21 protein-coding genes and 1 pseudogene are annotated in these 18,950 nt (G+C 63.8%); 13 read left to right on the top strand and 9 right to left on the bottom strand.

All coding sequences use genetic code 11. From position 1 onward, the window contains the following. Positions 1 to 69 precede the first annotated feature (69 nt). The 4 genes from ACF0H6_RS08245 to ACF0H6_RS08230 form a co-directional block, all read right to left on the bottom strand. Entirely contained in the window at positions 70 to 1,203 is a 1,134-nt protein-coding gene (locus tag ACF0H6_RS08245) for an AMP-binding protein (protein ID WP_395249175.1), read from the bottom strand. An 11-nt stretch (positions 1,204 to 1,214) separates the two neighbouring features. Continuing rightward, positions 1,215 to 2,168: a 1,4-dihydroxy-2-naphthoyl-CoA synthase gene (locus ACF0H6_RS08240; RefSeq protein WP_395249174.1), complete on the bottom strand. Its 954-nt coding sequence runs from the start codon at positions 2,166 to 2,168 to the stop codon at positions 1,215 to 1,217. Positions 2,169 to 2,189: 21 nt separating this feature from the next. Further along, positions 2,190 to 2,627 carry a VOC family protein gene (locus ACF0H6_RS08235; RefSeq protein ID WP_395249173.1) on the bottom strand — a complete coding sequence of 146 codons (438 nt, stop codon included), beginning with the start codon at positions 2,625 to 2,627 and terminating at the stop codon, positions 2,190 to 2,192. 76 nt (positions 2,628 to 2,703) lie between these two features. Further along, a complete protein-coding gene (locus ACF0H6_RS08230) occupies positions 2,704 to 3,432 on the bottom strand; it encodes a lysostaphin resistance A-like protein (protein ID WP_395249172.1) in 729 nt (242 codons plus the stop codon). A gap of 232 nt (positions 3,433 to 3,664) precedes the next feature. On the opposite strand from ACF0H6_RS08230, the gene ACF0H6_RS08225 reads away from it, so the two are divergent. After that, positions 3,665 to 5,143: an amino acid permease gene (locus tag ACF0H6_RS08225; RefSeq protein ID WP_395249171.1), complete on the top strand. Its 1,479-nt coding sequence runs from the start codon at positions 3,665 to 3,667 to the stop codon at positions 5,141 to 5,143. A gap of 89 nt (positions 5,144 to 5,232) precedes the next feature. Here ACF0H6_RS08225 and ACF0H6_RS08220 read toward each other — a convergent pair whose 3' ends face one another. Further along, positions 5,233 to 5,604 (bottom strand): dienelactone hydrolase family protein, encoded by a 372-nt coding sequence (locus ACF0H6_RS08220; protein ID WP_395249170.1) that lies wholly within the window; start codon positions 5,602 to 5,604, stop codon positions 5,233 to 5,235. Next, positions 5,570 to 5,971 (bottom strand): dienelactone hydrolase family protein, encoded by a 402-nt coding sequence (locus tag ACF0H6_RS08215; RefSeq protein ID WP_395249169.1) that lies wholly within the window; start codon positions 5,969 to 5,971, stop codon positions 5,570 to 5,572. The genes ACF0H6_RS08220 and ACF0H6_RS08215 overlap by 35 nt, the downstream gene beginning before the upstream one ends. Positions 5,972 to 6,050: 79 nt before the next feature. Here ACF0H6_RS08215 and ACF0H6_RS08210 point away from each other — a divergent pair, with 79 nt between their 5' ends. From ACF0H6_RS08210 to ACF0H6_RS08170, 9 genes are all read left to right on the top strand, one after another. After that, positions 6,051 to 6,509 (top strand): SRPBCC family protein, encoded by a 459-nt coding sequence (locus ACF0H6_RS08210; RefSeq protein WP_395249168.1) that lies wholly within the window; start codon positions 6,051 to 6,053, stop codon positions 6,507 to 6,509. Continuing rightward, positions 6,509 to 7,165 carry a pentapeptide repeat-containing protein gene (locus ACF0H6_RS08205; RefSeq protein WP_395249167.1) on the top strand — a complete coding sequence of 219 codons (657 nt, stop codon included), beginning with the start codon at positions 6,509 to 6,511 and terminating at the stop codon, positions 7,163 to 7,165. Before ACF0H6_RS08210 ends, ACF0H6_RS08205 begins: the two co-directional genes overlap by 1 nt. Before the next feature lie 122 nt (positions 7,166 to 7,287). Continuing rightward, on the top strand, positions 7,288 to 8,511 hold the full coding sequence (locus ACF0H6_RS08200; RefSeq protein WP_395249166.1) for a thiolase family protein: 1,224 nt from the start codon (positions 7,288 to 7,290) through the stop codon (positions 8,509 to 8,511). Then, positions 8,511 to 9,323, top strand: a complete 813-nt coding sequence (locus ACF0H6_RS08195) for an enoyl-CoA hydratase/isomerase family protein (protein ID WP_395249165.1) — start codon at positions 8,511 to 8,513, stop codon at positions 9,321 to 9,323. The genes ACF0H6_RS08200 and ACF0H6_RS08195 overlap by 1 nt, the downstream gene beginning before the upstream one ends. Next, positions 9,320 to 10,183 carry a 3-hydroxyacyl-CoA dehydrogenase family protein gene (locus tag ACF0H6_RS08190; protein WP_395249164.1) on the top strand — a complete coding sequence of 288 codons (864 nt, stop codon included), beginning with the start codon at positions 9,320 to 9,322 and terminating at the stop codon, positions 10,181 to 10,183. Before ACF0H6_RS08195 ends, ACF0H6_RS08190 begins: the two co-directional genes overlap by 4 nt. A gap of 43 nt (positions 10,184 to 10,226) precedes the next feature. Further along, positions 10,227 to 10,826 carry a GNAT family N-acetyltransferase gene (locus ACF0H6_RS08185; protein WP_395249163.1) on the top strand — a complete coding sequence of 200 codons (600 nt, stop codon included), beginning with the start codon at positions 10,227 to 10,229 and terminating at the stop codon, positions 10,824 to 10,826. A gap of 106 nt (positions 10,827 to 10,932) precedes the next feature. Further along, the gene (locus tag ACF0H6_RS08180) at positions 10,933 to 11,658 is read left to right on the top strand and encodes a tyrosine-protein phosphatase (RefSeq protein WP_395249162.1); all 726 of its coding nucleotides are present in this window, start codon (positions 10,933 to 10,935) and stop codon (positions 11,656 to 11,658) included. Positions 11,659 to 11,903: 245 nt separating this feature from the next. Continuing rightward, entirely contained in the window at positions 11,904 to 14,006 is a 2,103-nt protein-coding gene (gene paaZ, locus ACF0H6_RS08175; RefSeq protein ID WP_395249161.1) for a phenylacetic acid degradation bifunctional protein PaaZ, read from the top strand. A 71-nt stretch (positions 14,007 to 14,077) separates the two neighbouring features. Beyond that, entirely contained in the window at positions 14,078 to 14,485 is a 408-nt protein-coding gene (locus ACF0H6_RS08170) for a VOC family protein (protein ID WP_395249160.1), read from the top strand. A gap of 26 nt (positions 14,486 to 14,511) precedes the next feature. Here ACF0H6_RS08170 and ACF0H6_RS08165 read toward each other — a convergent pair whose 3' ends face one another. Genes ACF0H6_RS08165 through ACF0H6_RS08155 form a run of 3 tightly spaced genes read right to left on the bottom strand, consistent with a single transcriptional unit; the run spans position 14,512 to position 16,989 of the window. Next, positions 14,512 to 15,114 (bottom strand): TetR/AcrR family transcriptional regulator, encoded by a 603-nt coding sequence (locus ACF0H6_RS08165; protein WP_395249159.1) that lies wholly within the window; start codon positions 15,112 to 15,114, stop codon positions 14,512 to 14,514. Between the two features lie 41 nt (positions 15,115 to 15,155). Further along, the gene (paaK, locus tag ACF0H6_RS08160) at positions 15,156 to 16,499 is read right to left on the bottom strand and encodes a phenylacetate--CoA ligase PaaK (RefSeq protein WP_395249158.1); all 1,344 of its coding nucleotides are present in this window, start codon (positions 16,497 to 16,499) and stop codon (positions 15,156 to 15,158) included. A gap of 7 nt (positions 16,500 to 16,506) precedes the next feature. Further along, on the bottom strand, positions 16,507 to 16,989 hold the full coding sequence (locus tag ACF0H6_RS08155; RefSeq protein ID WP_395249157.1) for a hotdog fold thioesterase: 483 nt from the start codon (positions 16,987 to 16,989) through the stop codon (positions 16,507 to 16,509). Between the two features lie 163 nt (positions 16,990 to 17,152). On the opposite strand from ACF0H6_RS08155, the pseudogene ACF0H6_RS08150 reads away from it, so the two are divergent. From ACF0H6_RS08150 to ACF0H6_RS08140, 3 genes and pseudogenes are all read left to right on the top strand, one after another. After that, positions 17,153 to 17,708, top strand: a pseudogene (locus ACF0H6_RS08150) (GNAT family N-acetyltransferase). 125 nt (positions 17,709 to 17,833) lie between these two features. Beyond that, the gene (locus ACF0H6_RS08145) at positions 17,834 to 18,667 is read left to right on the top strand and encodes a response regulator transcription factor (RefSeq protein ID WP_395249156.1); all 834 of its coding nucleotides are present in this window, start codon (positions 17,834 to 17,836) and stop codon (positions 18,665 to 18,667) included. A gap of 99 nt (positions 18,668 to 18,766) precedes the next feature. Beyond that, entirely contained in the window at positions 18,767 to 18,943 is a 177-nt protein-coding gene (locus ACF0H6_RS08140) for a hypothetical protein (RefSeq protein ID WP_395249155.1), read from the top strand. Positions 18,944 to 18,950 lie beyond the last annotated feature (7 nt).

The following is an 18,950-nucleotide window of genomic DNA, read 5'->3' as shown; positions in this document are numbered from 1 at the left end:
AGTACCTCGTGTTGTTTCGCAGGGGTGTTCGCATTTGGGGCAGTCGAACGACGGTCAGGGAGGACTTGTCTATTCTCCCTGATGTGCCTCGGTGAGGAGGCCGATCATGGCCATCCGATCCGGTTTTCCGTTGGGGAGCATGATGAGCCCATCCGTGGTCAGCACGGTTTTAGGGGCGAGTGCCCCCAAGGCATTCTGGCTATGTGCGGTAAATTCCCGGATACCTTCGGGCGAAGTGTCGGCCACGGAAACGTAGGCCGCCACCGCCTGGCCCCATTCACGGGAAGGCACGCCGGACACGAAAGCCGCGGTCACGCCGTCGAACTTTTCCAGCTCAGCCTGGATGAACGCGGCCGAGGCTTTGACGCCGCCGGTGATGATGACGTCGTCGGCGCGCCCCAGCACGGTGAGCGTGCCGTCGTCGGCGAGTTCGCCGAGGTCGTTGGTGCGGTACCAGCGGGTGCCGTCTTTCTCGAAGAACGCCTCTGCGCTCGAATCGCTCGCGTCCAGGTAACCCGAAGCCACGGTGTCGCCGCCCAGAAGGATGCGACCGCCGTCGTCGAGCATGACCTGGACACCCTCCAGCGGCCTTCCGTCGTACACGCAACCGCCGCATGTCTCAGCAGAGCCATAGGTGGTCACGACGTTCAGCCCGGCCTCCTTGGCAGCATCCAGCAGCCCGACCCCCGAGGGCGCCCCGCCCAACAGGATGGCGTTGAAGCGTCGGAGGGCCGCAAGTGTGCGCGGCGAGGGCGAGTCCAGGAGCCGCTGGAGCTGTGTGGGCACCAACGAAGTGAAACGGATCTTGTCGGTCAGTTCTTCGGCGGCGGCGGTGAAGGCCTCCGGCGTGAAGCCGTTGGAGAGGTCCATGACCCACGGACGCGTGCCCGCGAAAAGCGATCGGGCCAGCACCTGCAGCCCGGCGACGTACTGCAGCGGAAGGGCCAGAAGCCACTGTCCCTCGCCACGGAGCGTCACGGCAGTGGCCATGGAGGATGCGGCAAGCTGATCGACTGTGAGCACCGTCGCCTTGGGTGTGCCGGTGGAACCGGAGGTGCGGACCACCACGGCGGCGTCCTCGAAACCGAGCGTTTCAACGGGCACGGCCACCGCGGTGCCGTCCTCCGAGACGACGATCTCGACGGCGGGACCCTCGTCGTGGAGGGCGGCGGCCAGGGCCTTGAGAACCGGATCGATGTCCACGGGCAGGCGTCCTAGAAGTAGTAGGGGAAAGTTGACCAGTCCGGATCGCGCTTCTCGAGGAAGGCTTCCTTGCCCTCGACTGCCTCGTCCGTCATATAAGCCAGGCGGGTGGCCTCGCCGGCGAAGACCTGCTGGCCGGCCAGGCCGTCGTCGGCCAGGTTGAAGGCGAACTTGAGCATGCGGATGGCCTGCGGGGACTGTCGCGCGATGTCCGCAGCGTACTCCAACGCAACTTCTTCGAGGCGCTCGTGGTCCACGGCTTCGTTGACGGCGCCCCTCCGCACCATGTCCTCGGCGGAATATTCGCGGGCCAGGAAGAAGATTTCGCGGGCGGCTTTCTGCCCGATCTGGCGGGCGAGCAGTGCTGAGCCGTAACCGGCGTCGAAACTTCCCACCGTGGCGTCGGTCTGCTTGAACTTGCCGTGCTCGCGGGACGCGATGGTGAGGTCGCTCACGACGTGAAGTGAGTGGCCGCCGCCTGCTGCCCAGCCGTTCACGACAGCGATGACCACCTTGGGCATGGTCCGCATCAGCCTCTGGACCTCCAGGATGTGCAGGCGGCCGGCGCGGGCGGGGTCGATGCTCTCCTGCGTCTCGCCGTCGGCATAGCGGTAGCCGTCCCGTCCACGGATCCGCTGGTCGCCGCCGGAACAGAACGAATGGCCGCCGTCCTTGGGGGAGGGGCCGTTGCCCGTGAGGAGCACCGTGGCGACGTCCGGGGTCATCCGGGCGTGGTCCATGGCACGGTAGAGCTCGTCCACCGTGCCGGGGCGGAAAGCGTTGCGGACCTCCGGACGGTTGAAGGCGATCCGGACCGTTGGAAGGTCTCGCGTGATGGAACCGTCGGCGTCCCGCTCCACTTGCCGGTGGTACGTCATGTCCTGGAAATCGTCGAAACCGGACACAGTGCGCCAGCGCGACGGGTCAAAGATGTCGGATACCTTGGCGGGGAAGTCGTTGCTCACCCTCCGAGTCTAGTAATCCGCTCAGCTGATGCAGAACTCGTTGCCTTCGGGATCGGCCATGGTGTGCCATTCGTGCGGACCCTGGCTCGCGGTCCACAGGTGTTTCGCACCCCGTGCTTCGAGTGCTGTGCGTGCGTCGTCCTTATCTCGGCCGTCGAGCCGCACATCCCAGTGGACGCGGTTTTTGACGGTCTTCTCGTCTGTGGATGTCTGGAAAAGGAACCTCCGCGGGGCTTCCTTCCCTGCGTCCTCGGCTGGTCCGATGGCGGCGCCGTCCTTCCAGACCAGCTTGCCGTTGTGGGTGGTGGTTTGGTTCTCGGTGGCGTAGCCCTGTTCAACCATGGAGCGGATGAAGGCCTCGTCCTGGGGCTCCACCACCCAGCCGAGCGTCTCGGCCCACCAATCGGCGAGGACATGCGGATTCTTGCAATCGACAACTACCTGAATGTTCAGTCCCATAGACCGAAACTACGACGACGGCGCGTGGCCGGGGAAGTGGGTTGCGGACAGTTTCCGTCCGGGTTGCCCAACTGAGCTAGCCACCGAGGAGTTGCGGCGGTATCGCGTAGATCAGTACGACAGCCAACAGGTTCTTCGAGGCGTGGACAAAATAGGAGAACATCACGTTCTTGCCTGTCCATACGTATGCGGCCACCAGGACCGCGCCCATTCCGAGGTAGGGCGCCAAGGCGGGAACCGCCAACCCTTCACGTCCCACCACATGGATGGCGGCGAAGCAGAGAGCGGACAAGACGCAGCAGATCCAAATATTGAGGTGACGGGACAGCTTGCCGATCAGAAGATGCCGGAACAGGTATTCCTCAACGAATGGACCTAACACCACCAATAAAGGCACCACAAACCAGGCCGGCAACTGTTGGACCAACGACTGGAGGCCCAGCTGGTTTTGCGATTCCTTGGCCGAACCGGTGGCTGTCACCAAAACGGCCGTGAGTACGAGCATCGCCACAATGGCCAACGGAATCATGGCTACCGTGAACCACGGCCTGGTGGCGAGAATCAGGAGGTCGCGGGCCAAGACGCGCCACGCTGCCGCCACCGCGAACAAACCGACCGAAACGTAGAAGGCAAGGTTGACCGCGAAGACAGCCGTGGTGGGATCCGGGAAAACCCGCTGCACGAGGGCAGCCACCGGGGCTGCAGCGAAACTCAGGGCTGCTGCCAACGACACATAGAGCCCGGCCGCCGCAGCATCCAGGCCTGTAAAACGGTATAGCCTGCCGGCCGGCGGAATGGTGCCCATGGGTCCAGCGTAGCGCCCGGCCGTAGGTGCGACTTGAGGCTGAGCCGCTCCAATTGTTGCCCCCGTCACGCTCCGCCGGAATCACCGGGTACGATGGTTTTGCCGGATTTACCTTCGACGCTTCCGTGTTTTCGCTACTGATTCGACTCGCCTAGCGACCAAAAGCTCGAATTACTTGTGCCGATACACGCGAAGCCAGGGCCGGCATATCTTCGACCCACAAGGAACCGCTGTGCCTCAAAACTCCACAACCGACCTTCAGCGTGAGCCGGGAACCCTGGCTGCGCCCAGCACCCCTACAACTTCCGAAAACCTCAGCGCCGAGGGCTACAAGAAGACCCTGAGCCGCCGGCACGTCACCATGATCGCGATGGGTGGCGCGATCGGCGTCGGCCTCTTCATGGGCGCCGGTGGACGCCTGGCCTCCACCGGCCCGGCCCTGATTTTCTCGTACGCCATCGCCGGCGTCATCGCCTACCTGCTGATGCGGGCACTCGGCGAATTGATCATGTACCGCCAGACCTCGGGCTCTTTTGTGAGCTACGCCGGCGAAATGTTCGGCAAGAAAGGCGCCTTCCTCTCTGGCTGGATGTATTTCATCAACTGGGCCATGACGGGCATTGCCGAACTCATTGCGATCGGCCTGTACTTCCAGTTCTTCTTCCCCAACGTCCCCGTTGAATTTTCCGCCATCGCCGCGCTTGTGCTTCTGGTGGCCGTGAACCTCTTTAGCGTCAAGGCCTTCGGCGAATTCGAATTCTGGGCCTCCTGCCTCAAGGTCGCCGCCATCCTGATCTTCCTGGCGGTGGGCGCCTTCATGGTGGTCACCAACGCGCAGGTCGGCACCGGCCACGCTTCGGTGAACAACCTCTTCGCGGCCGACGGCGGAATGTTCCCCAAGGGCGGCCTGGTGATGATCCTGGTCCTCAACGCCGTGATCTTCGCCTACAACGCCATTGAACTCGTCGGCATTACCGCTGGTGAGATGCAGGATCCGGAACGCGAAGTGCCCAAGGCGATCCGCGCCGTCGTGATCCGCATTGTGGTCTTTTACGTCGGTTCCGTGACTCTCCTGGCGATGCTCCTGCCCTCGGACCAGTACCACGCGGGCACCTCCCCGTTCGTGACGGTATTCGGGCAGATGGGCTTGCCGTGGATGGGCGACGTCATGAACATGATCGTCATCACCGCCGCGCTGTCCTCGTGCAACTCGGGCTTGTACTCGATCGGCCGCATCTTCCGCACCATGGCCAACAATGGACATGCTCCGAAGTGGCTTACGAAGATGTCCACCCGTTACGTGCCTTACGCCGCGATCCTGGCGATCGGCGCCGTCTACCTCGTAGGCATCCTGCTCAACATCTGGCTGGGCGGCTCGCACGCCTTCGACCTCGCGCTGAACACGGCATCGATCGGCGTCATCTTCACGTGGGGCTCCATCTTCGCCAGCCAGATCGCGCTGCGCAAGAAGAAGGGCAACGTGTCTAGCCTGCCGATGCCCGGCTCGCCATGGACCAGCTGGGTGGGCCTCATTGCCCTGTTGGCCATCACGGTGCTGATTGGCATGGACACCATGACGGACAAAGCTACCGGCGAAGTGTTCCCGTTGGGCCTTTGGACCCTGGCCACCATCCCGGTCTTCGCGCTGATCCTGTGGATTGGTTGGCAGAAGGTCAAGAACAACGAGCCCAAGAGCGAGCTCTTTAGCTAGGCATCCAAAAAGCTAGGCATCCAAAAAGCTAGGCATCCAAAACGTTCGACGGCGGTCGCCTCTTCAGCGGGGCGGCCGCCGTCGGGCATTTAATCCTTGAGGTACCTCGCGAAGTGCTCCTCAATGCGCTGCCACGCTTCCGGAGCGGCAGCGGGATCGGGTTTGATTCCCATCACCCGCATCAGCGGCCGCAGCGGCCGGGGTCCAACCGGGGCGTCGTTCATGAAGGCGTGACCCGCCGTCGGGAATTCCTTGACGTCGTGCTCGATCCCGAGGTTCGTGAGCGCGGCCTCCAACTTCGCGGCCGCTCCCGGCATGGTCCGATCCTTGGCTCCGTAGTTGGCCACCACCGGACATGCTCCTTCCAAAGCCTGTTCCAGGTTCCGCGGCAGCTGCCCGTAATTCACGGAAGCGGCGTCGAAGTCGTCATGGGCCGCGAGCAGGGCAAATGCGCCTCCCATGCAGAACCCGATGACCCCTATTTTTCCCGAACACCTGGCATCGTCGCGGAGCCATGGACCGCGCCGTCGAAAGATCCGTGAATGCCCGGCCCGCACCGGACATCAGCGAGCGCATGGTCGCCACGAGGCAGCGCCTCGCACCGCCGTCGCTGTAAAGGTCGACGGCGAGAGTCAAGTACCCCGCTGACGCGAGCCGGTCCGCGTGGCCGCGCATGACGTCGTCGAGCCCGAAGGCTTCATGAACGAGCACGACGCCGGGGAACGGCCCTGCGCCGGTGGACCCGCCGGTGGGTACGGCAAGGTAACCCTGCAAGGTGCGGGACCCTCCGGCCGCCGCGCTCTCCGCGCTCAAATCGATGTGCACCATGTGGGGAAGCCTACCTGTCGGCGCAAGGGCTGATGGGGGCTCAGCTGTTTTTGTCAGTGTCCGCAGATAGGCTCGATACATGGACCACAGCACCACTCTCAGCAAGCACATCAATGCCTCGCCGGAGAAAGTCTGGGCCGTCATCTCTGACATTCCGGGCTCGGCCAAGACTCTGTCCGGCGTCAAGGCCATTCAGATGCTCAGTGAGGGCCCCTACGGTGAGGGGACGCGTTGGAAGGAAACCCGCGCCATGATGGGTAGGGATGAAACGGTGGAAATGTACGTTTCCCAGAGCGATCCGCCGCGGGGTACCACCGTCACGGCCAGGCAGGGCGGCGCGGACTACACCACTCTCTTCACCTTGGAAGAGCGCGACGGCGGGACCGAAGTGACGCTGTTCTTCGGCGCCGAGATCCTCAAGCCGACCCTGCTCAGCCAAATCATGATGGCCGCCTTTGGCAAGATCGGGATGAGCGTCACGCGCAAGGCGCTCGCGAAGGATCTCGCGGAAATCGCTGCGAAAGCGGAGGCGAACTGATGGCGGTCTCGAAAGTCACAGCGCCCCGTATTTCGCCCATCAGCCTTGACGAGCTCCGCGACGATCCCGCCCCGGATTTCCAGCGCGGCGAACGGTACGACGGCGTCCGTTTCACCCGCGCAGTTGCTGACGGGACTGAATTAAGCGGAGCGGACTTCATCGAGTGCGAATTCAACGGAGTCTCCTTCAATGAGGCCCAGTTGCGGGGTGCGACCTTCCGGGACTGCATCCTGAATGAGCCGTACGCGCCGGTGTTTACCGCTGCACGCACCTCATGGCGTGAAGTGGAGATCAGCAACCCGCGCTGGGGTTCCGCGGAAATGTACGAGGGCACCTGGCACTCGGTGAAGATCGACGGCGGCAAGCTGGACTTCCTGAATCTGCGCGGGTCCAAGCTCATGGATGTGGCGATCACGGGCTGCATCATCAACGACCTTGACCTCGGTGCCTGTACTGCGACGCGCGTGGTGCTCAAGGACTGCACCATCGGCACGCTGGATGTGGCAGGAGCCAAGCTCAAGGATGTGGACCTGCGTGGCTCGGATTTCCGGATGATCAATGGACTTGGCGGCTTGTCCGGAGTGGTCATCGATGATTATCAGCTCAGCCTGATGGCGCCCCTTTTGGCAGGGCATCTGGGTATCAGGGTGATCTGAGTGGCGCCGCGGCGCCGTTGACCACAGGACAGTTGACCACGGGGCGGTGCCGTGTAATCTTTATAGAACGAACGGTCGGTAAATTATTCACCGGCCCCGCTCCCTTCGCGAAGGATGTTCTCATGGTCGAGGCTTTTCTTGTTGGCGGTGCCCGCACACCTGTAGGCCGTTACGGCGGCGCGCTCTCTGCGGTGCGGCCCGATGACTTGGCAGCCCTCGTGCTCCGCGAGGCCGTGGCCCGGGCCGGCGTCGACCCCGATGCCATCGATGAAGTCATCCTCGGCAACGCCAACGGCGCCGGCGAGGAAAACCGCAACGTGGCCCGCATGGCCACCATCCTCGCGGGACTGCCCCTCCACATCCCGGGCATTACCGTAAACCGCCTTTGTGCTTCGGGCATGAGCGCCATCATCATGGCCAGCCACATGATCAAGGCAGGCGCCGCGGACATCGTGGTGGCTGGCGGCGTCGAATCCATGAGCCGGGCCCCGTGGGTCCAGGAGAAGCCCTCCACAGCTTTCGCCAAGCCGGGCCAGATTTTCGATACCTCTATCGGCTGGCGCTTTGCCAACCCCCTTTTCACCAAGGGGGAGTTCTCCCGCGGCGGGAAGATGACCTATTCCATGCCGGAAACGGCTGAGGAAGTTGCCCGCGTGGACAGCATTTCCCGCGAAGACGCCGATGCCTTCGCCGTCCGCTCCCACGAACGCGCGCTGGCCGCGATCGCTGCCGGTCGTTTCAAAGACGAGATCGTCCCGGTCACTGTGAAGACCCGCAAGGGCGAAACCGTTGTTGACACCGACGAAGGCCCGCGTGAAGGAACCAGCATGGAGGTCCTCGCCGGCCTTCGTCCCGTGGTGGCGGGCGGCTCGGTTGTCACGGCCGGCAACTCGTCCACGCTCAACGACGGCGCGTCAGCCATCATTGTTGCTTCGGAAGCTGCCATTGCCAAGTACGGCCTCACTCCGCGGGCCCGCATCATCGACGGCGGCTCGGCCGGCTGCGAACCCGAAATCATGGGCATCGGCCCGGTTCCGGCCACACAAAAGATCATGGCCCGGTCCGGCATTACGGTCGGGGACCTTGGCGCCGTCGAACTTAATGAGGCTTTCGCGACGCAATCGCTCGCGAGCATGCGGCGTTTGGGCCTGGACCCGGACATGGTGAATAACGACGGCGGTGCCATTTCTTTGGGGCATCCGCTCGGTTCCAGCGGCTCGCGTATCGCCATTACGCTTCTTGGCCGCATGGAGCGCGAGCTGAGTGGCGCTGAGCGGAAGATCGGCCTCGCAACGATGTGCATCGGCGTCGGCCAGGGTGCCGCGATCCTCCTGGAAGGTGTGTAATGGCACTGAATCCCGAGGATTTCGCGACGCTGCTTATCGAGGAACGCGAGGACCGGGTCACCGTGCTCCTGAACCGGCCAGAGGTCCGCAACGCGATTGACCAGCAGATGGTGGATGAACTTCACCAGGTGTGCGAGTACCTTGAGCGCGAACCGAAAGTCCTGATCATTGCCGGCGTCGACGGCGTTTTTGCCTCGGGCGCCGACATCGGCCAGCTGAGGGAACGCCGCCGCGATGACGCCCTGCGCGGTATCAACTCCACCATTTTTGTGCGGATCGCGAAGCTGCCCATGCCCGTCATCGCGGCCCTGGACGGCTACTGCCTGGGCGGGGGTGCCGAACTCGCCTACGCGGCGGACTTCCGCATCGGGACGCCGGGCGTTCGGATCGGCAACCCCGAAACTGGCCTTGGCATCATGGCGGCCGCCGGGGCCACTTGGCGGCTCAAGGAACTCGTGGGGGAGCCGATCGCGAAGGAAATCCTCTTGGCCGGGGCCGTCCTCCGCGCCGACGAAGCCCTCCGGATCAACCTCATCACCCAGATCCACGAAGCTCCGGTGCTCATGGAAGCTGCCCACAACCTTGCTGACAGGATCGGCCGGCAGGACCCCCTCGCCGTCCGGATCACCAAGTCGGTCTTCCATGCTCCGGCCGAGGCGCACCCCGTCATCGACACGCTCGCACAAGGCATGCTCTTCGAATCGCAAGCCAAGTTCGACCGTATGCAGGCGTTCCTCGACAAGAAGAGCTCGAAGGCCGATACAGCCGAAACCGCCGATACCGCCGATACCTCAGACAGGACCCGTAAATGACAGCAATTCCCGCCATCCCACACGTTGTCGGAGTCCTCGGCGGCGGCCGCATGGGCGCCGGCATCGCCCATGCCTTCCTGATCAAGGGCGCTACCGTGGTTGTCGTGGAGCGCGACCATGAAGCTGCCGCTGGCGCGCAGGGACGTGTGGCTGAAGCCGTCGCCAAGTCCGCGGCCCGCGGCACACTGACGGGAACCGCCGACGAGGCCTTGTCCCGGTTCAGCACTTCCACCGACTACGATTCCTTTGTCCACTGCGGGCTCGTGGTGGAAGCAGTGCCCGAGGACTACGAGCTCAAGGTCGCAGCACTCAAGGCTGTGGAGGAACACCTCTCGGCGGACGCCTTCCTGGCCTCCAACACCTCGTCCCTCTCCGTGACCGGCCTCGCTTCGCAGCTTCGCAGGCCCGCCAATTTCGTGGGCCTGCACTTCTTCAACCCCGTCCCGGCGTCCACGCTCATCGAGGTGGTCCTGGCCAAGGAGACCTCGCCGGAGCTTGCTGCCACGGCGAAAAGCTGGACGGAGGCACTCGGCAAGACCGCCGTCGTCGTCAATGATGCGCCAGGCTTTGCGTCCTCGCGGCTGGGCGTCGCGATCGCGCTGGAGGCGATGCGCATGGTGGAAGAGGGCGTGGCCTCGGCCGAAGACATCGACGCCGCCATGGTGCTCGGCTACAAGCACCCCACGGGGCCGCTCAAGACCACGGATATCGTGGGCCTGGATGTGCGTCTGGGCATCGCGGAATACTTGGAATCGACGCTAGGGGAGCGCTTTGCGCCGCCGCAGATCCTGCGCGACAAGGTTGCCCGCGGCGAGCTCGGTCGGAAGACCGGCAAGGGATTCTTCGACTGGACTGACTAGTTTTCCTGCCGCGGCGCCGCCCCGCAACAGCTAGGCTAACCGGGTGACTTCAATCGAACCCGTGACCTTGGATGGGCGCTTCGTAACACTGGAACCGCTGAGCCGCGAGCACCACGACGGACTCGTGGATGCTGCGAGGGACGGCGAGTTGTGGAAGCTTTGGTACACCTCGGTGCCTTCGCCTGAGGGCATGGCCACCGAGATCGACCGTCGCCTCACGCTGCAGGAGCAGGGATCCATGCTGCCGTTTGCCACCCGGTTGAAGGCGGACGGCAAATTGATCGGCATGACCACCTACATGAACATCGACGCCGCCACCCCGCGCGTCGAGATCGGCTCCACGTGGAACGCCGCCTCCGCACACGGCAGCGGCAGCAACCCCGACTCCAAGCTGCTGCTCCTGCGCCACGCTTTCGAAACCGTCGGCTGCCCCGCCGTCGAATTCCGCACTCATTGGCTCAACCACCAGTCCCGTGAAGCCATTGCCCGGCTGGGCGCCAAGCAGGACGGCGTGCTGCGCAACCACTCGCGAACTTTGGACGGAGTGCTCCGCGACACCGTGGTGTTCTCCATCCTCGAACACGAATGGCCGGCCGTGCGCACGGGCCTCGAGTTCCGATTGGCGAAGCGCCAACCCAAGTAGCTGGCAAAAGGTTTCGTTCTGGGCGTTGACTCGATCCCCGCTCACATATATCGCCCTTCTTGGCAACCCTCGCTCACCCATCCCGCCGTGTGGTTAGCTGTCCGGTATGGATGGGATCTCAACCGCCGCCAAGCAGCGGGGCGTCCATTGGGACGGTGCGGTGAACGCCTGGCATATCGCCGGAAGCGTGTATCGGATGGGTCGTCGGGAATGGCTTACCGACGCCGGGTGGCAGCAAATGCACGACGCCGGTGTCCGCACCGTCATCGATCTGCGGACTCTGCGCGAGCAGCAGCCCAGGGAGGTCGATCCAGCGGTTTCAGCGGAGGCGACCGCACGATTCGACATCGTCCATTGCCCCACCGAAGACCCAGAGGACAAAGAGTTCACCGAGCGCTTTGGCCCGTATCTGAAAGACCCTGCGCACTACGCCGACTATGTGCGGCTCTTCCCGGACAAGCTCGCCAGGGTCTTCAAGACCATCGCCGTGGCACGTGGCGGGGTGGTGGTGCATTGTGCTGCTGGCCGGGACCGCAGTGGAATCATCGCCGTGATGTTGCAGGATCTCGTGGGCGCCAGTGACGAAGAAATCGTACTGGGCTACCAGCAGGGAATGCGTGGAATCAACGAACGCCACCGTCACCATCGCGCCCCGCACGCCCATGATCCCTTTCTCAAGGAAGACGCACTTGAAGCCATGCTGGCATCACGCAGCGTGAGCTTGTTGGAATTCGCGCATTCCTTAGACGCTAAGGAGTTCCTGGGGGCGAACGGCGTCTCGGCAGAGGAAATCGGTGCCGTCCGTGCCAAGCTCGAAACCCCGGCGAGGTAGACAGCGGCCCCGACCACGCGCCGTCGTGACCTTCTTTGATGTCGGAAAGCGCTTACGACACGGCGAGTCGCACCATCCGGGCGATAAAACACGTCAAAGAAGGTCAGGAAGGGCGCAGCCCCAAGACGCATCTAGTGTGCACATCGGGGCTCTCATGTATTCTGGGATTATTACCGAACGGCCGGTCAGTAATTTGCGGTCGTTCATTCCCATTTCGCCCCGTGCCTTGGAAGGACCCGTCGACGATGACCAGTACCGCAGTCGCTCCGGAAGCCACAGCTGTTGAAACCGTGCCCAGTTTCGTCCAGGGCAAGTGGTGGACCCCCAGCGCCGACGCCTCAGCCGGCGTGCCCGTCCGCGACGCCAGCACCGGCGAAGTCCTTGCAACGGTCAGCACTGACGGAATGGACCTTGCCGGCGTCGTGAACTACGGCCGCACCGTCGGCCAGCAGGAACTCGGCAAGCTCACCTTCCACCAGCGTGCCCTCAAACTCAAGGAACTTGCCCAGTACCTCAACGGGCGGCGCGACGAGTTCTACGCTTCCTCCTTCAAAACCGGTGCCACCAAGATCGACTCCATGGTGGACATCGACGGCGGCATCGGCGTGCTCTTCACCTTCGGGTCCAAAGGCCGCCGCGAACTGCCGAACTCGCAGGTCGTGGTGGACGGCCCCATGGAAGTACTGTCCAGGGACGGATCCTTCGCCGGAGAGCACATCTACACCCGCATTCCGGGCGTCGCCGCGCAAATCAACGCGTTCAACTTCCCGGTCTGGGGCATGCTCGAGAAGTTCGCGCCCGCATTCATCGCCGGCGTCCCCACCATCGTCAAGCCAGCCACCCCCACCGGTTACGTTGCCGCCGTCGTGGTCAGGGCGATCGTCGAGTCGGGCATCCTTCCGGAAGGTTCGCTCCAGCTCATTTCGGGATCCGCGCGAAACCTCCTGGACCACCTCGATTACCGCGACCTCCTCGCGTTCACCGGCTCCGCTTCCACCGCCAACTCGCTGAAGTCCCACGTCAACGTGGTCCAGGGCGGCGTCCGCTTCACCTCCGAAACCGACTCGCTCAACGCCGCCATCCTGGGACCGGACGCCTTACCCGGCACCCCCGAGTTCGACGCGTTCATCAAGTCGGTCGTCACCGAAATGACCGTCAAAGCCGGCCAGAAGTGCACGTCGATCCGCCGCACCATCGTGCCTGAAAGCCTGGTGTCCGACGTCGTCTCCGCCATCGGCGCGCGGGTTGACGAGCGTGTCGTGCTGGGGGACCCCCGCGCCGAGGGCGTCACAATGGGTGCCCTCGCGTCCCTGGAGCAGCTCGCAGACGTCCGCGCCGCAGTTCAGTCCATGCTCGACGCCGGTGGGGAGCTCGCATACGGAACGCTCGATTCGCCGTCGGTCACCTCGCTGGACGGCACCGTGGGCGTCGTGGAGGGCGGTGCATTCATGTCGCCTGTCGTCCTGAGCTGGGACGACGTCGACGCCGAAGCTGTCCACTCGCTCGAGGCCTTCGGTCCCGTGTCTTCCGTGATCGGGTACAAGGACCTCGACGACGCCGTCCGCCTCGCCGCCCGCGGTGGCGGCTCCCTGGTGGCCTCCGTGTGCACCAACGACCCCGCCGTCGCACGCGAATTGGTGACCGGAATCGCGGCGCACCACGGCCGTGTCCTGATGCTCAACCGCGAGGACGCGCGTTCCTCAACCGGTCACGGTTCGCCCGTGCCGCACTTGGTCCACGGCGGACCCGGACGTGCCGGTGGCGGCGAAGAACTCGGCGGTATCCGCTCGGTCATGCACCACATGCAGCGCACGGCCATCCAGGGTTCGCCGAACATGCTGACGGCCGTGACCGGCGTCTGGCACACCGGCGCGGACCGTAATTTCACGGTGGAGACGGAGTCGACGCACCCGTTCCGGAAGTCGCTGGCTACGCTGCGGATCGGCGACGCCGTGCGGTCCGAACTGCGCCAAGTCACCCTGGAGGACATCACGGCCTTCGCCAACTCCACCGGCGACACCTTTTACGCCCACACCAACCAGGAAGCTGCCGAGGCAAACCCGTTCTTCCCGGGAATCGTGGCGCACGGGTATCTGCTGCTGAGCTGGGCCGCCGGGCTGTTCGTGGAGCCCGCACCGGGTCCCGTGCTGGCCAACTACGGCCTGGAAAACCTGCGCTTCATCACACCCGTGGCCGCCGGGGATTCGATCCGGGTCACCCTGACCGCAAAGAAGATCACCCCGCGTGAAACCGACGAATACGGCGAGGTTTCGTGGGACGCCGTGCTCACCAACCAGAACGACGAAATCGTAGCCACCTACGACGTCCTGACCCTCGTGGAGAAGTAACCCCGGACGCTCGTTCAAAAGTTCTTTACTGCCGCGCCCGGCGTAAGATTTTCAGCGTAGGAGGTGGCGAAGTGAACCTAGCACTCAGAACAGCCACAACCGTTTTGCCGGTCGATGATGTAGCCCGGGCCCGCAGCTTTTACGCGGAGAAACTCGGCCTCCCGCACCGCGGCATGACATGGGATGGAAACGATTTGTTTGGCAACGACGGCGGCCCCATGCTGCAGCTGATGCCTATCAAGGACGGCATGCACTCATCGCATACTGCCCTTTCTTTTGAAGTCAGCGATATTGAGCGGACCGTCGACGAAATGGAGGCGAACGGCGTCGAATTCCGAGACTACGACCTCCCGGACCTCAAGACCGAACACCACATTTGTACGACGGACGCTGATAGATGCGCCTGGTTTATGGACACCGAGAACAACGTTTTGTGTGTCCACGAGGGCTTGGGTACCCAGGCCGAGTACCAGCTCTGACCGGTTGAAAGAACGGAGAACGAGGACTAGGCCGAGGCGTGCAGGCCGTCGAACGCCATGGTGATGACGTCGTCGGCGAGCCGCTGCGGGGAGAGCGAGCCGCCAGGTTTGTACCACTCGACGATCGAGTTGATGGTGCCGAAAAGAAGCCGGGTCACGGTGCGGGGATCGATGTCCTGGCGCAGGGTACCTTCCTCGCGGGCGGCCGAGATCAGCGCTGCCACCTTGTGGTCAAAGGCTCGACGCCGTTCCAGCGCGTCCCGCTCGATGTCCGTATTGCCCCGGAGCCGCAGGAGCAGCGTGACGAACGGCAAGCGGTCCACCAGCACGGCGATGGTCTGCCGCAGAACGAATTCCAGCCGTGCATCCGCCGCCCCGGAAACAGCCTCGGGCTGTTCGAGGATGGCCTCGAGCCCACCAAGCGCATGCTCGAGGGCGAGCTTCAGGAGGTCGCCCTTGGACGGCACATGGTGGTAAATGGCCGACTTTGAGATTCCGAGGTTTTCGGCCAGAATGCCCATGGATGTGGCGTCGTAACCGTGGCGGTTGAAGACGTCGACGGCGATCAGCAGCACTGATTGCTGGTCGTATCCGGGGCGTCCCCGCTTGGTTGCTGTTTCACTAGGCATGCTGGTCATTTTCTCATGAACGGTCGGTAATCCCGGCCAAGTTACCCCTTAGGACGCATGTCGTAGACGCGGCGCAGCTTGCCATTGGAACGCTCAAGCGACCCGGGTTCGACGACGTCAACCACGCACGAAGAACCCACGTGGATCTTGATCTGCTCTCGCAAGGCGTGGGCCGCCGTCGTACTCGCTTCAGTGGAGACGTTCTCCCGCCGTTCGATGCGAACCGTCAGCGAATCCATGCGCCTGCCTTCGGGGCGGCTGATTTCGAGCTGGAAGTGCGGGCTGAGCTCCGGGATGCGCAGCGCGATTTCCTCGATTTGCGAGGGGAAGAGGTTAACGCCGCGGAGGATGATCATGTCGTCGCTGCGGCCGGTGATGCGGCCCATGCGGCGGTGCGCCGGGCGGGCGGTGCCGGGCAACAGGCGAGTGAGGTCCTTGGTGCGGTACCGGATGATCGGCAGCGCTTCCTTGGTGAGCGACGTGAAGACCAGCTCGCCCGGTTCGCCGTCGGCCAGCACGGCGTCCTTGCCCACCGTGGGGTTGAAGGCGTCGATGATCTCGGGCCGGAAGTGGTCCTCCCAGATGTGGCAACCGTCCTGCGTCTCCACCGCCTCGCCGGCAACGCCCGGGCCCATGACCTCTGACAGGCCATAAATGTCGCAGGCCTTGATGTTCATGGTGGTTTCGAGCTCGTGGCGCATTTCTTCGGTCCACGGTTCGGCGCCAAGCACGGCGTACTTGAGGGAGGTCGACGCCGGATCGATACCCATGTGCGCCATGGCGTCGGCGATGGTCAACAGGTACGTGGGTGTCGCCAGGATCGCGTCCGGCTTGAAGTCCTGGATCAGCTGGATCTGGCGTTCGGTCTGGCCGCCGGACATCGGGATGACGGTGCATCCGAGTGCTTCGGCACCCGCGTGGGCGCCCAAGCCGCCGGTAAACAGGCCGTAGCCGTAGGCGTTGTGGACCTTCATGCCCGGACGGACGCCGGAGGCCCTGAGTGACCGGGCAACCAGCGTGGCCCAGTTGGCGAGGTCGTTTTTGGTGTACCCGACCACGGTGGGGCGGCCGGTAGTGCCGGAGCTGGCGTGGACGCGGGCAACCTCGTTCTGCGGCACCGCGAACATGCCGAAGGGGTATTCCTGGCGGAGGTCTTCCTTAGTGGTGAAGGGGAAGCCGCCCAGGTCGGCGAGCTCGCGCAGGTCCGAAGGGTGGATGCCGGCGTCGTCGAACTTGCGCTTGTACAGCGGGACGCGATCATAAGCGTAGGCGAGGGTGTACTGGAGCCGGCTGAGCTGCAGCGCCTCGAGCTCGTCGCGGGAGATGGTTTCTTCGCGATCGAGCTTGGCTGGTGCGTCGGGAGCGGCGACGGTGTTCTGTGTCATGGTCTTCCTACTTCTTGGAGATGGTGCGGCTGCGGCCACGGAACTCGGCGATGAGCTCGCCGTAGCTGCTCGAGTCATCCGGGGACTCGGAGGCGGTCAATTCCGCGGCGTCGCGCGCGAAGATTTGGATGTCGTAAAGGCCGCTGCGCCCGTTCTTGGCGCGACGGTTCGCGACGGCGGTGATCACCTGCCCCTGATAGGCCGGCTTGAGGAAGTTGATGTCGACGCCGGCGGCCACAGTGATGGTGTCAGCGTCCGACGGCGATGGGGCGGCTGGGTTGCACGCGAGGGCAAACGCTGAATCCGCGAAGGCGAAAATCATGCCGCCGTGGGCCATTCCGAAGCCGTTGAGCATTTCCTGCCGAAGCTTCATGCGGACGGTGGCGTGGCCGTCGTCGACCTTGAGCACCTCAAGGCCCATCCATTCGGAGGCGTAGTCGTTCTTGAGGATCTGGTGCTGCGCTGCGCCAGAAAGGGTGGTCTCAACCATGCGTCATTGCCTCCAGCTTTATTTACCGAATGTTCATTAGGTAATCCCAGTTTGCTTGAACTGTCAAGGGGCGCCCGCGTGGCGGGACCGATTCTAGTGTTCCGCCAGCGTCGTTTTGACGGCACAAAATCGGCCCTCGGGAGCAATGGAGTAGCCTCGAGGCATGCCCCGCATCGAACTTCCCCTCCGCACGCCGAGGCTGGTGCTTCGGCGCTTTGAGGCCTCCGATCTGGAGCGATTCCACGCATACCAGTCCTTGCCGGAGACGGCGCGTTTCCTGCTCAGGCAGGAACTCACCCTGACGCAATCCATGGAGGCGCTGGGGCGCTACGCCAACTTCGCTTTCGAGCAGGAAGGCGACTGGCTGTGCCTGGCCATCGAGCGCGCGGATTCACCGGGACTTCCTGGGCGAAGTGGTGCTCAAATGGCTGCCGGGCACGGGGCAGGCGGAGATCGGCTGGATTTTGGCCCCCGAAAGCCGGGGCCATGGCTACGCCGCCGAGGCCGCCGAGTCCGTGCTCCGGTTGGGCTTCGAAACCTTGATGTTCCACCGCATCGACGCCAAGCTCGACGCACTGAACACCTCGTCGTCGGGCCTGTGCGAGCGGCTCGGGATGCGCCGCGAAGCCGAGCTCGTGGACAACTGGCACTACAAGGGCCAGTGGTCCACCGAAGTCATCTACGCGATGCTCGATTCCGAGTGGCGGACACGGAAGTAGGCATCCAAACGGCGCTGACGGAGCAACCGACGCAGGGGTCGCGCGTGACTTACCGTGAAGTGCGGGAGAATAGCAGGTACCGCTGATGTTAAGGTGGGCTGAGCATAAGAGATGGGGATCTTGACGTGGGCGCATCGGGCGTAGCTGTAGTAATCGAGGATGACGATGACATCCGCGAGGTGGTTCACGCTGTCCTCGAGGCGTCGGGCCTTGAGGTTTACGCGGCCGGAAACGGCATCGATGGGGTGGACGCGGTCCGCCGTCACAACCCGGACGTCATTACCTTGGACCTGGGCCTGCCGGACATTGACGGGATAGAGGTCACCCGCCGCGTCCGCGAATTCAGCGACGCGTACATCGTCATGCTGACGGCCCGTGCCCGCGAGGTGGACACCCTGCAGGGACTCGCCGTCGGCGCGGACGACTTTGTCACCAAACCCTTCCGCCCCCGCGAGCTCCTGGCCCGGGTTGAGACGCTCCTCCGCCGCCCCCGCGGCAGCAAACTCGAGAGCGGCACCTCCGGAAGGAGTACGACGGCGGAGCTGGCGCCAACCGCGGCGTTGGTAGCACCAGCGGCACTCCCAGAGTCGGCCGGAGAGAACGGGCACCAGGCAGGGGAATCAGCCGGGCTGGAGCATAACGGCCTCTACTTGGACGTAGCCACACGGACAACCCGCGTCGGTAATGCAGAGGTGCAGTTGACCCGCACCGAGTTCGACCTGCTCCAGGCAATCATGGAGGCCGGACGCGTCGTCCGGAGCACCACCGGCCTGGCTCGCTGGCTGCATGCCAGGGAGTACGAAACCGGGGGCTACGTCAGCGAGTCGGAAGAGCGCGCCATCCAGGTTCACATCGCCAACCTGCGGCGGAAACTCGGTGATTCAGCGCAGTCGCCACGCTGGGTGGAAACCGTGCGTGGCATTGGGTACCGCTTGGCCGCAAAGTCGTCGGAAAACTGAGCCGATCTTAAGCGAACCTTTAACAAGGCTCCGTACGCTGAGAAAGTCCCCTCCGGATTCTCAACGGCACAGGTTCTCAACGGCACACAGGAGCAATGAATGAAAAAATTCACCGCAACTCTTCTCATGACCGGTCTGCTGGCTATTGGCGGGTTTGTCACTCCTGCCAACGCTGCACCGAAGACGCCGCACGTCCCCATCAGCACCACGGTGACCACTGTTCCCGTGACAACTGACCCGGTGCACTACGCACAGATCGGCTGGTGGCCCAACTAACTTCGGG

Origin of the sequence: Arthrobacter sp. NA-172, assembly GCF_043952055.1 — a bacterium.
Taxonomy (GTDB): Bacteria; Actinomycetota; Actinomycetes; order Actinomycetales; family Micrococcaceae; genus Arthrobacter.
This window is presented reverse-complemented; position numbering and strand designations above follow the sequence as displayed.